Here is a 13481-nt window from a genome sequence, read left to right on the forward strand (position 1 = left end):
TATCGTGACCGCATCACCCTCCTCCATACTCATCATCAATATCCGGCTCATCGGCGATGTCATCCTGACCACGCCGCTCATCGGCATCCTGAAAAATGCATTCCCTGACGCAGCCATCGACTTTCTGGTGAACCGGGGTACCGGCGAGTTTCTGGAAAAGGACCCACGGGTCAGGCGGGTCATCTATTCGGAGAAGGGCTCGGTAGCTGCCGGTGGGGCGCGGGAAGGCGGCTACTTCCGGGATATCTTCCGGAGGTATGACCTGGCAATCAATATGAACACCTCGGATCGGGGAAGCTTTGCCGCTCTGCTGGCCGGAACGAAGACGCGGGTCGGTTTCTTCGTCGGCGACAGATGGTACACGCGCTTGTGGAAGCGGCTTCTGTTCGACCACCTGATTCCGATGCCGTATAGCACGCATGTGGCCTTGCTCAGCAAGCTGGTGGCCGATGCCATCGGGGTTGAAGTCGAGCAACTCCGGGCTACCATTTACTGGGATGGGCAGGATGAAGCGCGTGTCGACCAGTTCATGGCGCACGCCGGGGTGACCAGGCCGTTTTTCGTGATTCACCCTTTTGCCCGCTGGCGGTATAAGTACTGGCAGATGGAGCGGATAGTCGCCCTGAGCGATCGCGTTGCGGAGCGATACGGGCTCTGCCCCGTCTGGACCTCATCGCCTGCAAAGGATGAAATCGCCCTGCTGGAGTTCTGGGCCGGCCAGTGCCGGTACCGGCCGGCTCTGGTAAAGGGCGAGTTCAGTCTCAATCAGATGAGTTGCCTTCTGAGCCGCAGCTCCCTCTACCTCGGCCTCGACACCGCCATAACCCATCTGGCCGCGGCAGCCGGGGTGCCGCTGGTGGCCCTGTACGGCCCAACCATCGGAGAGCGCTGGTCCCCGTGGAACAATGACGGGCCCCTGACCCAACAGTGCCCCCTGCCGAGGGGCGTTCAGCGGAACGGTCAAATCGTCCTTTTGCAAAAGGAGTATCCGTGCATCCCGTGCGGCAAGGCCGGTTGCGACAACGCAGGGGGCGAGAGCCCCTGCATGCTCGGGATCGAAGTGGATGAGGTTATGGACGCCGTCGCCAGTCTCGAAGAGAATTTCATGCCAAGGATGACTAAGTGAAAACAGAAGACAGGCACTGGCTCATCCTGTCGTATTTTTCGAAAATCGACGGCATGGCCTGTGCCCAGCACATCGACGACCGCCTGCCCTATCTGCGGAAAAGCGGCATCTCGCCCATCATGCTCACCAGCGTATGCGCGACACGGCACGAGGGGCTGATTCACCGGAGAACTCCATCCGTAGCTCCTTCGGGCATCCGTTACGAGCTTCGCCACCTGCGCCGCCGGAGCCGGATCGCAAAGGTGCTGGCGCCGCTTATCAACGTGCTGTCCTTGCCGTTCTATCTGATCGAAAAAATCATAGTCGATCTCGACAGCCAGTGGTCCTGGTTCCCTTTGGCAGCGTGGCGCGGCCGTGCGCTTTGCCGGGAGTTCGCTCCGGAGCTCATTTATTCGACCGGCGGTGCATCGAGCGCGCACGTTGCCGCGTGCATCATCTCACGAATGACCGGCATTCCTTGGATTGCCGAGTTGCAGGACCCCCTGGTGTACGGCGATTCGACGCGAAGCCGGCGGGCACAGCGACTCTACGGCGGCATCGTCTCCCTGATGTGCAGGCATGCGTCGGCCGTTATTTTCCTCACTGAAGAGGCGAGGCGGCGTGCCGCGGCCACGACGGAACTTGGGGACAAGGGACGGGTGATCTATCCGGGTGCTGACCCGGCAATAATGCCGGATGTTCCCTATCAGCGGGGGGAACGCTGCTGTTTCGCCCATTTCGGCTCATTGGGAGGAACCCGAAATCTCCGGGTGTTTTTGCAGGGCTTGCAACTGCTTTTTGAGGAGCAACCCGAACTTGCCGGGCTCATCCATGTCGATCTCTACGGGACCGCTGATCGGGCAACCATCGAGGATATCCGAGCATTCCCCTATCCCGGGGTCATCAGGAATTTCGGGAGAATTCCCCGGAAAGACTCTTTGATCGCCATGAAGCGGAGCGATGTGCTTCTGCTCATCCAGAACACCGACAGCATCTCCGCTGAAACGATCCCGTCGAAGGTGTATGAGTATTTTCTCTCGTCGCGACCTATTCTAGGTCTAGTTCACAATAATAGTGAATTAAGGGATATGCTAAAGCTTCTAGGTCATATTCCTGCCGTGGCAGACGACAGATTATCAGTCAACTGTGGAATTACACAGATGATTCAGTTGTGGTCTCACACAAGGACGGATTGTATTCCACAATCACCATATAATGTTGAGTCAGCAGTAATTAAGCTGATTGAGCTGGTTGGTTAATATATTTCAATAAATAGGCATGCTTATGAAAATGCTAGCAATATCATATTTTGCCAATGAAACTGGTATGGCATGTTCGCATCACCTTGATGATCGTTTACCGCTTTTAGCGGATAGTGGAGTTGAAATAACATTATTAACTTCCATTATCTCACGTAAAAATAAAAAAATTAGGCAAATATTTGCACCATCTATATTTGCATCAGGGTTACGGTTTGAAATACGAAGTCTTCTTAAACGTAAAAATTATAAAAAATGGAAATATAGACTTCTTGAAACTATCTTGACTTTTCCGCTATTACCATTCTATTACATAGAAAAAATGTTATTCAATATCGACACAACTTGGTCTTGGTCATTCGGAGCTGCTTTTGTCGGTTATTTGAATTGTGTTCGTCATTCTCCGACAGTTATTTATTCAACAGGTGGACCCATTAGTGCTCATGTAGCAGCTGGCCTAATTTCTCGCTGGACTGGAATTCCATGGATTGCTGAATTTCAAGACCCGCTGATTCATTCCTATTGTGCGCGCAGTAATTTCGAGCTAAAACTGACACTTTGGGCTGAGCGGTTTATTTGCAAGCATGCTAGTCGGGTGGTGTTTTTAACAAGAAAGGCCGTAGATGCCGCTTCGGCACGTACAGAACTGGGAGCTCGCGGTCTGGTCATTTATCCGGGAGCAAAGCGCGAAACTCTAAATGTGAGCTACGAATCTACTGGATATCTTAGGTTTGCCCATTTAGGTTCTCTCGGTGGGGTGCGTAATCTAGGTTATTTTCTAAGGGGGTTGGAGTATCTGATACAGGAGTTGCCTTTGCTGAGGGAGCAAGTTCGTGTTGAGTTATACGGCGGAGTTGGGAAAGATGTTAGGCAGCAGATAAATGATTTTCTATATAAAGACATGATTCGAGAAAATGGGATGATCCCGAGAGAAAAATGCCTTGAAATAATGAGAAAAACTGACGTGTTGTTGCTTATTCAAGGAGCAGACGATGTTTCTAAAGAAACAATTCCGTCAAAAGCCTATGAATACTTGCATGCTCAAAGACCAATTCTTGCTCTAGTATACGGCAATGAAGAGTTGAAACGTATGCTGAAAGACTTGGGACACATACCTGTAGATGCTAGTAATGAATGTGAGATTCGAGACGGAATTATGGCTTTCGTCGAAAAGTACAATTTAGGGCTAATGCAGGAAAACGCGGATCAATCACCCTATACAACTGAGATGGCAGTTCAACAGTTAATGGATGTTGTTTTGACTGTTACCCAATAACTTACTCTGGGTAAGCTCCCGGCAGCGCCGAGGCTTACCCAGAGTAAGTTGTCCATGACGATCACTGAAGGAATTTTGCTTATGAAAATCCTCTCCATTTTCGGAACCCGCCCCGAAGCCATCAAGATGGCGCCGGTGGTGCGGGAGCTCCAGCGCCGGCCGGACCTGTTCCGCAGCCTTGTGTGTGTCACGGCCCAGCACCGCCAGATGCTCGACCAGGTGCTTGATCTGTTCGATCTCCGTCCCGATTTCGACCTCGACATCATGAAGCCGGGCCAGGATCTCTACGATGTGACGGCCAATGTGCTCCTGGGCATGCGGAATGTGCTCAGGGAGGTGCGCCCCGATATCATCCTCGTCCACGGCGACACCACCACGACCATGGCGGCGGCCCTGGCCGGCTACTACGCGCGCATCCCGGTGGGGCACGTGGAGGCGGGATTGCGGACCCACAACAAGTTCGCGCCGTTCCCCGAGGAGATTAATCGGCAGGTGGCGGGGGTGGTGTGTGATCTCCATTTTGCCCCGACTGAGCAGGCGCGGGCAAACCTGCTCAGGGAGGGGGTTGCCGATTCGGCGATCGTCGTTACCGGCAACACGGTGGTGGACGCGCTCCTTTCGATCGTCGGCCGCATCGGGCATGACGACAAGCTGACCCGGGAGATGGAGGCCCGATTTTCGTTCCTCAATCCGAGCCGGCGCCTGGTGCTCGTCACCGGCCACCGGCGCGAGAATTTCGGCGAAGGATTCGAGAACATCTGCCGCGCCCTGGTGGAGCTTGCCCGCCGCCACGACGACGTGGAAATCCTCTACCCGGTGCACCTGAATCCCAATGTGCAGGAGCCTGTGAAGAGAATCCTCGGCGGGGAGGGGGCAGCCAACATCCACTTGATCGATCCGCTCGACTATCTTCCCTTTGTGTACGCCATGAACCGGGCTCACCTGATCATCACCGATTCCGGCGGGGTGCAGGAAGAGGCTCCCTCCCTCGGCAAGCCGGTCCTGGTCATGCGCGAGACGACCGAGCGGCCCGAGGCGGTGGCCGCCGGAACGGTCAGGCTCGTGGGGACGGATTTCGACCGGATCGTTGCCGAGGCCACGCTGCTTCTTTCCGACGCAGAGGCCTACGGGGCCATGAGCCGCGCCCACAATCCCTACGGCGACGGCCGGGCCGCCGGCCGGATCGCGGCGGCGCTGGAAGCGTGGGGTACAGCGCGTCGTGCCGGCGCCTCTGCCGATTGAGGTCCTGTCATGCCGCTCCGTGTACTCATCGTCAAAGTATCCGCCCTGGGGGATGTGATCCACGCCCTGCCAGTACTCGACTATCTCCACCAGGTTTCCCCCGGCATCGCGATCGACTGGGTGGTGGAGGAGGGGAACCGCGATATTCTTGAGGGACATCCGCTGCTGCGCCGGCTCCATGTGGTCCGGACCAAGGCATGGCGGCGCGATCCGCTCTCCGACACCACGCGCACCCAGATCGCCACTGTTCGGCGGGAGATGCGCGAATCGGCCTACGATATCGCCTTCGATCTGCAGGGGAACATCAAGAGCGGCCTCATAGCGTGGCTTTCCGATGCCCGCCGCCGCTACGGTTTCGACCGGGACGGCGTCCGGGAGTCGCTGAACCTGTACTTCACAACCAACCAGGTGCCGCTCCGCCGCCAGGACCATCACATTTCCAGTCGCGCGCTCAGGGTGGTCAGCGTTCCCTTCGGCCGGGACTATGTCGGAATGAAGCTGAGCACCGATATTTACACGTCGCCGGAGGATGACGAGGCAGCCGAGGTGTTTCTGGCAACCCTCGACGACGGCTTTGTCCTGCTCTTCCATAACGGCACCACCTGGACCACGAAGCTTTGGCACGAGGAAGGGTGGATCGCTCTGGGGACCAGGGCGCTCGACATGTTTCCCGATGCCACGATCCTCCTCTCCTGGGGCAACGAACAGGAGAAAAAGGCCGCCGAGGCCATTGCCGCGGGGATCGGCCGCAGGGTTCGGGTCCTGCCCAAGCTGACGCTCAAAGGGTTCTGCGCACTCCTCAAAAAGGTTGACGTGGTGGTGGGGGGGGATACGGGGCCGGTCCACATGGCTGCCGCGGTGGGAACGCCCACGGTTTCCTTCTTCCGCGCAACCGATGGCAGCCGCAACGGTCCCCGGGGTGATCAGCACGTGATCGTCCAATCTCCCCTCGACTGCACCGCCTGCCTGCGCAAGTCGTGCGACAGGGATGCTCCCTGCCGCACCAGTATCACCGCTGACGCCCTCATGGGCGGGATCGCCCGGCTCCTTGCGACCCCCTTTCCATCAACCGGGTGATGTGCTACACTGCACCTCTTTCGCAATCACGCGTTAAATCAAAAGGATAGCGTGCATGTCTTCGATACTCGTCACCGGAGCAGCCGGGTTCATCGGTTTTCATCTTACGAAACGCCTTCTTGACCGGGGCGATCGCGTGGTGGGGCTCGACAACCTCAACGACTATTATGACGTGAACCTGAAGCTGGACCGGCTCCGCCAGTTGGAGGGGCGCGAGGGATTCAGCTTTGTGCGGACCAGTCTGGCAGACCGGCCGGCCCTGGAGGATCTCTTTGCCGGCCAGCGTTTCGATGTGGTGGTGAACCTGGCTGCCCAGGCCGGGGTCCGCTACTCCATCACCAACCCCCACGCTTACGTGGACAGTAATCTGGTCGGCTTCATCAACATTCTGGAGGGGTGCCGGCATCACGGGGTGAAGCACTTGGTCTACGCATCGTCCAGCTCCGTCTATGGTGCCAATACGGCAATGCCGTTTTCGATCCACCACAACGTGGATCATCCGGTTTCCCTGTATGCCGCCACCAAGAAGGCCAACGAGCTCATGGCTCACACCTATTCGAGCCTCTACGGGCTGCCCACCACGGGCCTGCGCTTCTTCACGGTCTACGGCCCTTGGGGGCGCCCCGACATGGCACTCTTCCTCTTTACCAAGGCAATCCTCGAAGGCCGGCCCATCGATGTCTATAATTTCGGCAAAATGCAGCGTGATTTCACCTATATCGACGACATCGTCGAGGGGGTGACGCGGGTCATGGACCGCACGCCGGAGCCCAACCCCGCCTGGAGCGGGGCCCGACCCGATCCCGGCACGAGCTACGCTCCCTATCGCATCTACAACATCGGCAACAATAACCCGGTCGAGCTCCTCGCGTTCATTGAAGCCATCGAACAGAACCTGGGGCTCACCGCGCAGAAGAATCTGCTTCCCCTGCAGGCGGGTGACGTGCCCGCCACCTACGCCGACGTGGATGACCTGATGAACGACGTGGGGTTCAAGCCGGCCACTCCCATCGGGGCGGGGATAGAGCGGTTCGTCGAGTGGTATCGGGGATACTACGGCGTCTGACGCCGTAAGAGGAGGACGTATGCCTGTTCTGGTCACCGGCGGTGCCGGCTATATTGGAAGCCATGTGGTCCGCCAGCTCTCGGAGGCCGGCTATACGGTGGTGGTCTACGACAATCTTTCCACCGGTTTCCCCGATGCCCTTGTCCACGGGGAACGGCTCGTGACGGGAGATTTGTCCGACAGCGCCCGGCTCGACGCGCTCTTCGTGGAATACGGCTTTTCAACGGTGCTCCACTTTGCCGCCTCCATCATTGCGCCCGAGTCGGTCACCGCTCCGCTCAAGTATTACGGCAACAATACGCGAAATACCCTGAACCTTCTCGGTGCCTGCGTGAAGCACGGTGTCGAGCGGTTCATCTTCTCCAGCACCGCGGCGGTCTACGGCATACCGGACAGCGGCGTCGCCGCCGAGGAGAGTGCCACCGTGCCCATCAACCCCTATGGCACGTCAAAGCTCATGAGCGAGTGGATGCTGCGCGATGTCTGCGCCGCCCACGGCATGCGCTCGGTGGCCCTGCGCTACTTCAACGTGGCAGGCGCCGATCCCCAGGCCCGCATGGGGCAGAGAACTCCGGAGGCGACCCACCTCATCAAGGTTTCCTGCCAGGCTGCCCTGGGGCTGCGGGACAAGGTGTGCATCTTCGGCACCGACTACCCGACTCCGGACGGCACCGGCATCCGGGATTACATCCACGTGGAGGACCTTGCCTCTGCCCATCTGGCTGCCCTGTCGTACCTGGAAAAGGGTGGCGAGTCGACCCGCATCAATGTCGGCTATGGCAGCGGATCCAGTGTCCGGGACGTGATCGACATGGTGCGCCGGGTGTCGGGAGTTCCGTTCCCTGCCGAGGAGGCTCCCCGGCGGCCGGGCGACCCACCCAGCCTCGTGGCCCGGGCGGATCGCGCCAGGACGCTCCTCGGCTGGACTCCCCGCTACGATGACCTTGAAACCATCGTTGCCGATGCCTGGCGCTGGGAAAAGAAAATCAGCGGCAACTAGTGGCCGGTTGCGGTGGCGCACGCGATTCCCTTATCTTAGTTCACACAGATGGAGCATTCATGATCAAGAGCATGACAGGTTACGGCAAGTCCGTGGTCGAGACCGATACCGGGCGCACCATTGTCGAAATTCGTTCGGTGAACCATCGTTACGGCGAGGTTTACGTCAAGATGCCGCGCACGCTTCTCGCCTTCGAGAATGACGTGCGCAAGGCGGTGGGCGACCGGCTCAAACGCGGCAAGATCGAGGTCTTCGTTCAGCGGGAGGAGGCGGTGGGGGGAGAGAACCTGCCCAGCGTCAATATCCCTCTGGCCAAGGCCTATCGGGATGCCTTCGAGCAACTGAAACGCGAACTCGACCTTGCTGATCCCGTGACGCTGCCGCTCATCCTGTCCCAGCGCGATGTCCTGTCCGCCCGGGAAGAGGACGGCAACGAGGATGCCCTGCGCGGTGAACTCCTCGGCGCAGTGCGGGGAGCCGTGGAGGCCATGGAGGCCATGCGCCTGCGGGAGGGAGAAGCGCTGTTCGCGGACCTGACGGCGCGGCGCAGGACCCTGTCCGACATCATCGAGCGAATTGCGCTGCGCGCGCCGGCCATGGTTGCCGAGTACGCCGCCCGCCTGCGTGAACGGTTGACGCAACTGCTGAGCGGAACCACGCTGGACGAGACCCGCTTCGCCCAGGAAGTCGCACTGATGGCCGACCGCAGCGACATTACCGAGGAGCTGGTTCGTTTCCGCAGTCACCTGGTCCAGTTCGACGACACCCTGAAACTGTCCGAACCGGTTGGGCGCAAACTCGACTTCCTGATGCAGGAGTTCAACCGCGAGGTGAACACCATCGGTTCCAAGGCGGGAGATGCGGATACCGCAGCGCTGGTGGTGGAGCTCAAGGCAGAGTTGGAGAAGATTCGCGAGCAGGTCCAGAATATCGAATAGCATTTGCCACGAGCGGGGTCTTGATGAAACGTGAAGGGGTTTTATACATACTGTCGGCACCGTCGGGAGCGGGCAAAACCACGCTGTGCAGAGAAATAATTGACATTTTTCCACAGCTGCGGCATTCTGTCAGCTACACTACGCGCACGCCACGGCCCGGCGAAATCCATGGCAAAGACTACTTTTTCATTTCCATGGATGAGTTCCGCCGAATGATCGATGCTGATGAGTTCGCGGAGTGGGCAGAGGTTCACGGCAACTGCTACGGCACCTCTATCCGGACCCTTGAGGAGAATCGTGCCGCAGGCGTGGACCTTATCCTGGATATCGACATCCAGGGGGCTCGCCAACTCCAGGAGCGGTTTGCGGGCGGCGTTTATATCTTCATTCTCCCCCCAAGCTTCGAGGAGCTGCGTCGTCGGCTCAACGGGCGCTCCTCGGACAGCGACGAGGTGATCAGCCGGCGGATTAACGCCGCTGCCGGCGAGATCCGGGAATCCCGCTGGTACGACTACATTATCGTCAACGATCAATTCAGCCGGGCGGTTGAAGAGCTCAAATCGGTCATCATTGCCGAGCAGTGCCGTACAGCCAGGGTGCTGGATGCGGTTTCTGAGATTTTCTCCATGGATTAAATGACCCCCTTGCGGGTCGAATTTTACACACGTTACCGTCACCGCCGTCAACGGCTGCCGGTTGCACGAAAGGAGTAATAATGGCACGAGTAACCGTAGAGGATTGCCTGGACAAGGTGGATAACCGGTTCCTGCTCGTCATGCTTGCGTCCAAACGCGTCAAGCAGCTGTACAAGGGGGCACGTCCGCTCATCGATAACCGGGGCGCCAACAAGAATGTGGTGATCTCCCTGCGCGAAATCGCCACCGGCAAGGTCGGATACGAACTGACCAGTCGTCGTTCCCGCTAATCACAGGACCTCCCAAGGGCAGAAGCACCAGGCTTCCGCCCTTTTTTTGTCTTTTCCCCATGATACGGCTCAATGATATCCTCGATAAGGTCGTCAGCTACAATCCCGTGGCCGACCTGGACCTGATCCGCAAGGCCTATGTCTACTGTGCCAAGGTCCACCAGGGACAGACGCGTCTTTCGGGAGAGCCCTACCTCGTTCACCCCATGGAGGTGGCGGGGGTACTGGCTGACCTGAAGCTCGACGTGCCGACAGTGGTGACCGGGCTGCTTCACGATACTATCGAGGATACCCTCACCACCCGGGAGGAGTTGGAGGTGATGTTCGGCGTCGAGGTGGCAAACCTGGTCGACGGCGTCACCAAAATCGGCAAGATCCACTTCAAGACCAAAGAGGAAAGCCAGGCCGAGAACTTCCGCAAGATGCTGCTGGCCATGGCCAATGACATCAGGGTCATTCTCGTCAAACTCGCCGACCGCCTCCACAACATGCGGACGCTCCAGTACCAGCCCGAGCCGAAGCAGCGCTCCATTTCCCGCGAGACCCTCGACATCTACGCTCCCCTTGCGAACCGCCTCGGCATTTCATGGATCAAGAGCGAGTTGGAAGACCTTTCCTTCCGTTACCTGGAACCACAGATCTACTACGACCTGGCCTCAAAGGTTGCCAAGAAGAAGAAGGAGCGGGAAAGCTATGTGGAGGAGGTGCGGCAGATCATCGTCTCCAAGCTTGCCGAACACGACCTCAAGGGTGACGTATTCGGCCGGAGCAAGCACCTTTACTCCATCTGGCGCAAAATGCAGGCCCGCAATGTGGATATCGACCAGATCTACGACCTGGTGGCGATCCGGGTCATGGTGAACGATATCCGGGAGTGCTATGAGGTCCTTGGGATCATCCATTCGACCTGGAAGCCGATCCCCGGACGCTTCAAGGACTATATCGCCATGCCCAAGGGGAATATGTACCAGTCGCTCCATACGACGGTCATTGGTCTGCACGGGGAGCGCATGGAGGTCCAGATCCGCACGTCCGACATGCACCGGGTGGCGGAGGCCGGCATCGCGGCTCACTGGAAGTATAAGGAAGGGAAGGGGTACGACGAGAAAGAGGTCAAGCGGTTCGCCTGGCTGAGGCAGTTGCTGGAGTGGCAGCAGGAGCTCCAGGATTCCCACGAGTTCATGAATACGGTCAAGGTGGAACTTTTCCCCGAGGAGGTCTACGTCTTTACTCCCAGGGGGGATGTGAAGAGCTTCCCCAAGGGATCGACCCCCATTGATCTGGCCTACACCATCCACACCGACATCGGGCATCGCTGTGTGGGCGCCAAGGTGAACGGCAAGCTGGTTCCCCTCAAGTATGAGCTGAAGAACGGCGATATCGTGGAGGTGATCACCTCTCCGCACCACACTCCGAGCAAGGACTGGCTGAAGATCGTCAAGAGTTCCCGTGCCCGCAACAAGATCCGGGCATGGATCAAGACAGAGGAGCGGGTTCGGAGTATCTCTCTCGGCAAGGAGATTCTTGAGAAGGAGTTCCGGCGTTATTCTCTCAATCTGGCCAAGCTGCAGAAGGCTGGGGAGATTAAGCGAGTGGCCTCGGAGTTCGGCCTCTCCACCGATGATGATGTCATGGCCGCCGTTGGTTATGGCAAACTCTCGGCAAATCAGGTGATCGGCAAGCTGCTTCCCGAGGAAAAGCTTCAGGAACGCCAGGAACAGAAGGAATCCCGCATCGGGAAGATGATCGGCAAACTCACCGGCTCGTCTCCCAGCGCCATCCAGATCGGCGGGGTCGACGATGTTCTCGTGCGTTTCGGCAAGTGCTGCAACCCGGTTCCCGGAGACGATATCATCGGCTTCATCACCCGGGGAAGAGGGGTCACGATCCATACCGCCGACTGTCCCGTGGCCCTGGAAAACGACCCGGAGCGCCGTATCGCCGTCACCTGGAACCGTGAGCGCAAGGCTGCCCTGCCGGTGAAAATTCGAGTTTCCTGTCACGACCAGAAGGGGATTCTCGCCAACATCACCCAGGCCATCACCGATTGCGAAGCAAACATCTCCAGCGCGTCGATCCAAAGCACGGTCGACAAGCGCGGGGTCAATATCTTTGAAGTGGATGTCACTGATCTGGATCATCTGAAGCGGGTAATGAACAACATCATGAAGCTGAGCGGTGTTATCTCGGTCGAGCGAATGAAGAATTGAAGGGGGGAGCATGAAAGAGATTATTGCGACAGAACAGGCACCCAAGGCGATCGGTCCCTATTCCCAAGCGGTGAGGGCAGGGGGATTCCTGTTCCTGTCGGGTCAGATACCCCTTGATCCCGCCACCGGCGAAATGGTCGACGGGGACATCACGGTTCAGACGATGCGCGTAATGGACAACATGGCCGCAGTGCTGGCCGAGGCGGGGCTCGGGTTTGACGCCATCGTGAAGACGACGATCTTTCTTGCGGATCTCGCCGATTTTGCCGCCGTGAACGGGGTCTACGGCAGCCGCTTTGCTGCGGCGCCTCCGGCGCGTTCCACCGTGGAGGTGAAAGGGCTTCCCCGGGGAGCTCTCGTGGAGATCGAGGCGATCGCGCTCTGTCGGTAAGGGACGGATGGTGGTTGCCTGTGGCCTGCCGGTGTTGGAACGACAAAAAGCCGCACGCGCTTACGCGCTGCGGCTCAGTCATTTCGTGCCGTGGTGAAAGAAGGGGCTAGACGGCCTTGGTTACGTGGCCGGATCGGATGCAGCGGGTGCAGACCTTGATGGTCTTGACGCTGCCGTTGCGGACGGCCTTCACCTTCTGGAGGTTCGGATGCCACGTGGTACGGGTCTTGTTGTTGGCGTGGCTGACATTGTTACCAAAACTGGGGCCTTTGCCGCAGATTTCGCAAACTTTGGACATGATTCTACTCCCTTCGGGTGGCTTTCGAAGCTCCCTTTTATAGCAGACGGAAAGTGCGAATGCAAGTGAAATATTCCGTCAAGGATGTGTGATGGCTCTCTTTTTCCGGGGGATCATATCCCTTCTCATCGTAGTGCTGATCATAGTGGCCGTGCTGTTTGTGGACTTTGCCTACAAAACCTTCTCCCTGCGCCAGAGGGATGTGGCCACCGATGCCATCGTGGTTCTGGCCGGGGGACGGGGGAGGGTTGAGGAGGGAGTCCGCCTCTTCCGGGAACGCAAAGGCACGTATCTCTATCTCATCGGCGTCGATCCCGTGGTAAAGAAGCGGGATCTGTTTCGGGACCGGGAGGGAGAGCGGCTCGCAGATCGTGTTTTCCTGGAAAACCTGTCCCGCAACACCCTTGAAAATGCACTCTACGGCCGGGAGATAATCATGCGGAAAGAGGTACGTTCAATCCGGCTGATCACCTCCCGCTACCACATGAAACGGGCCACTCTTCTCTTCAGGCAGGTACTGCCGCGCGACATCGCCATCTATCCCCACCCGGTAGATACCACCAATCTCAAAGAGCGGTGGTGGGACGACAAGGGGAGCTTCCGGCTTCTCTTCAGTGAGTTCTACAAGTACTGCCTGTTCAGGTTCTTCTTCCTCTTCGCGTCGGCAGAGCTGAGGATTCCGGCCAGATAGGGA

14 protein-coding genes are annotated in these 13481 nt (G+C 58.1%); 13 read left to right on the forward strand and 1 reads right to left on the reverse strand.

What is annotated here, in order from left to right; genetic code table 11:
* The first annotated feature begins 4 nt into the window (after positions 1–4).
* The 12 genes from AABA48_RS03570 (at position 5) to AABA48_RS03625 (ending at position 12489) form a co-directional block, all read left to right on the forward strand.
* On the forward strand, positions 5–1126 hold the full coding sequence (locus AABA48_RS03570; protein WP_286352146.1) for a glycosyltransferase family 9 protein: 1122 nt from the start codon (positions 5–7) through the stop codon (positions 1124–1126).
* Positions 1123–2364, forward strand: a complete 1242-nt coding sequence (locus tag AABA48_RS03575; RefSeq protein WP_286352147.1) for a glycosyltransferase — start codon at positions 1123–1125, stop codon at positions 2362–2364. Before AABA48_RS03570 ends, AABA48_RS03575 begins: the two co-directional genes overlap by 4 nt.
* Before the next feature lie 25 nt (positions 2365–2389).
* The gene (locus tag AABA48_RS03580; RefSeq protein WP_286352148.1) at positions 2390–3640 is read left to right on the forward strand and encodes a glycosyltransferase; all 1251 of its coding nucleotides are present in this window, start codon (positions 2390–2392) and stop codon (positions 3638–3640) included.
* A 54-nt stretch (positions 3641–3694) separates the two neighbouring features.
* A complete protein-coding gene (gene wecB, locus AABA48_RS03585; RefSeq protein WP_324311189.1) occupies positions 3695–4882 on the forward strand; it encodes a non-hydrolyzing UDP-N-acetylglucosamine 2-epimerase in 1188 nt (395 codons plus the stop codon).
* A gap of 9 nt (positions 4883–4891) precedes the next feature.
* On the forward strand, positions 4892–5959 hold the full coding sequence (waaC, locus tag AABA48_RS03590; protein ID WP_286352149.1) for a lipopolysaccharide heptosyltransferase I: 1068 nt from the start codon (positions 4892–4894) through the stop codon (positions 5957–5959).
* Positions 5960–6014: 55 nt separating this feature from the next.
* Positions 6015–7025 carry an NAD-dependent epimerase gene (locus AABA48_RS03595; RefSeq protein ID WP_286352150.1) on the forward strand — a complete coding sequence of 337 codons (1011 nt, stop codon included), beginning with the start codon at positions 6015–6017 and terminating at the stop codon, positions 7023–7025.
* A gap of 19 nt (positions 7026–7044) precedes the next feature.
* A complete protein-coding gene (gene galE, locus AABA48_RS03600) occupies positions 7045–8025 on the forward strand; it encodes a UDP-glucose 4-epimerase GalE (RefSeq protein ID WP_286352151.1) in 981 nt (326 codons plus the stop codon).
* Between the two features lie 59 nt (positions 8026–8084).
* Positions 8085–8963, forward strand: coding sequence for a YicC/YloC family endoribonuclease (locus AABA48_RS03605; RefSeq protein WP_286352152.1), 879 nt, complete (start codon positions 8085–8087; stop codon positions 8961–8963).
* 23 nt (positions 8964–8986) lie between these two features.
* On the forward strand, positions 8987–9598 hold the full coding sequence (gene gmk, locus AABA48_RS03610; protein WP_286352507.1) for a guanylate kinase: 612 nt from the start codon (positions 8987–8989) through the stop codon (positions 9596–9598).
* Between the two features lie 80 nt (positions 9599–9678).
* The gene (gene rpoZ / locus AABA48_RS03615; RefSeq protein WP_286352153.1) at positions 9679–9888 is read left to right on the forward strand and encodes a DNA-directed RNA polymerase subunit omega; all 210 of its coding nucleotides are present in this window, start codon (positions 9679–9681) and stop codon (positions 9886–9888) included.
* Positions 9889–9947: 59 nt separating this feature from the next.
* Positions 9948–12098 (forward strand): RelA/SpoT family protein, encoded by a 2151-nt coding sequence (locus AABA48_RS03620; protein WP_286352154.1) that lies wholly within the window; start codon positions 9948–9950, stop codon positions 12096–12098.
* Positions 12099–12108: 10 nt separating this feature from the next.
* A complete protein-coding gene (locus AABA48_RS03625) occupies positions 12109–12489 on the forward strand; it encodes a RidA family protein (RefSeq protein ID WP_286352155.1) in 381 nt (126 codons plus the stop codon).
* A 106-nt stretch (positions 12490–12595) separates the two neighbouring features.
* Here AABA48_RS03625 and rpmB read toward each other — a convergent pair whose 3' ends face one another.
* Positions 12596–12787 carry a 50S ribosomal protein L28 gene (gene rpmB / locus AABA48_RS03630; protein WP_010942874.1) on the reverse strand — a complete coding sequence of 64 codons (192 nt, stop codon included), beginning with the start codon at positions 12785–12787 and terminating at the stop codon, positions 12596–12598.
* A 91-nt stretch (positions 12788–12878) separates the two neighbouring features.
* Between rpmB and AABA48_RS03635 the strand changes: the two genes are divergently transcribed.
* Entirely contained in the window at positions 12879–13478 is a 600-nt protein-coding gene (locus AABA48_RS03635; protein ID WP_338271119.1) for a YdcF family protein, read from the forward strand.
* The last annotated feature ends 3 nt before the right edge of the window (positions 13479–13481 follow it).

It is taken from the genome of Geobacter sp. 60473 (genome assembly GCF_036323535.1).
Taxonomy (GTDB): Bacteria; Desulfobacterota; Desulfuromonadia; order Geobacterales; family Geobacteraceae; genus Geobacter; species Geobacter sulfurreducens.